The sequence below is a fragment of the Shewanella sp. SG44-6 genome (assembly GCF_014164185.1).
In the GTDB taxonomy this organism is placed as follows: domain Bacteria; phylum Pseudomonadota; class Gammaproteobacteria; order Enterobacterales; family Shewanellaceae; genus Shewanella; species Shewanella vesiculosa.
This window is the reverse complement of the sequence record NZ_JACJER010000265.1, coordinates 1-1633: the sequence shown is the minus strand read 5'-3', so window position 1 is coordinate 1633 and position 1633 is coordinate 1. Positions and strand designations below refer to the sequence as shown.

At 49.8% G+C, this 1633-nt stretch carries 2 protein-coding genes; both read left to right on the top strand.

Features of this window, described 5'->3' with window-relative positions:
- A partial coding sequence (locus H5185_RS22015) for an ArsJ-associated glyceraldehyde-3-phosphate dehydrogenase (protein WP_182743277.1) occupies window positions 1-909 on the top strand: 909 nt, incomplete at its 5' end.
- Between the two features lie 5 nt (window positions 910-914).
- A partial coding sequence (locus H5185_RS22010) for an MFS transporter (RefSeq protein ID WP_182743275.1) occupies window positions 915-1633 on the top strand: 719 nt, incomplete at its 3' end.

Genomic DNA, 1633 nt, shown 5'->3' with positions numbered 1-1633 from the left:
CCCGCAGGGGATGCGGCGACCTTAGCCCATTTGCTGACATTCGACTCTGTGCATGGTCGCTGGCAGTACGAAGCCAATGCCGATGGCGATGACATCATTATCGATGGCAAGCGTATTCGCTGTACACGCAATAAAACCATCGCCGAAACCGATTGGTCCGGCTGTGATGTGGTGATTGAAGCCTCGGGTAAGATGAAAACCAAAGAAGTGCTACAAGCTTATTTAGATCAAGGCGTTAAACGCGTTGTGGTCACGGCGCCCGTTAAAGAAGAGGGCGTGTTAAACGTTGTCATGGGAGTGAATCATCAACTCTATGACAAAGCCATTCATCCGATTGTGACTGCGGCCTCCTGTACTACTAACTGTTTGGCGCCAATCGTCAAAGTGATCCACGAAAACCTCGGCATAGTGCATGGTTCCATGACAACCATTCATGATATTACCAACACTCAAACTATTTTAGATGCGCCGCATAAAGATCTCCGCCGTGCGCGGGCCTGTGGTTTAAGCCTTATCCCTACGACAACAGGCTCTGCGACGGCCATTACCCATATTTTCCCTGAACTCAAAGGTAAGCTCAACGGCCATGCTGTGCGGGTGCCATTAGCGAACGCCTCATTAACCGATTGCGTGTTCGAGGTGAGTCGCAAAACGACCGAAGCTGAAGTCAATCGCCTGTTAAAAGAAGCGGCAGACGGACCGCTAAAAGGCATTTTAGGTTATGAGGAACGTCCATTAGTCTCGGTCGATTATAAAACCGATCCGCGTTCGAGCATTATCGATGCGCTATCGACCATGATAATCAATGGCACTCAGGTCAAACTCTACGCTTGGTATGACAACGAGTGGGGTTATGCCAATCGCACCGTCGAACTGGCCCGCATGGTCGGTCTGATGGATAAGGCATAAGCTTTATGGCTAAGCAGACAGGGTTCTTGTCTAACATATCACCCGAGATCCGCCAGTATTTGGTGGTCACAGGCAACTATTGGGCATTCACGCTCACCGATGGCGCATTACGTATGTTAGTGGTGCTCTATTTTTATGGCTTAGGTTATAGCCCGCTGCAAATTGCCATGCTATTCCTCTTCTATGAAATCTTTGGGGTGGTAACGAACTTAGTCGGCGGCTGGCTCGGGGCGCGTTTAGGCTTAAATAAGACCATGAATGTGGGCCTATTTATGCAGATTGTCGCCCTTAGCATGCTGCTTGTGCCTAGCGGTATGCTGACGGTTGCTTGGGTGATGGCGGCGCAGGCCTTGTCGGGTATCGCTAAAGATCTCAATAAGATGAGTGCTAAGAGCAGTATCAAGTTGTTGGTGCCTAGTGATGCTCAGGGTGAGCTGTATAAGTGGGTTGCCATGCTCACTGGCTCCAAAAATGCGCTAAAGGGCGCGGGGTTCTTCTTGGGCGGCGTCTTACTGACCCTGTTTGGATTCCAGCTGGCCGTGTTAGGTATGGCGATTGGCCTATTGCTGGTGTGGATTTTTAGTCTGTTAAGTTTGCAGCGCGATTTAGGTAAAGCCAAAAACAAACCTAAGTTCACGGAAATTTTCTCTAAGAGTCCGGCGGTAAACACGCTTTCTGCCGCACGCATGTTTTTGTTTGGTGCGCGGGATGTGTGGTTTGTGGT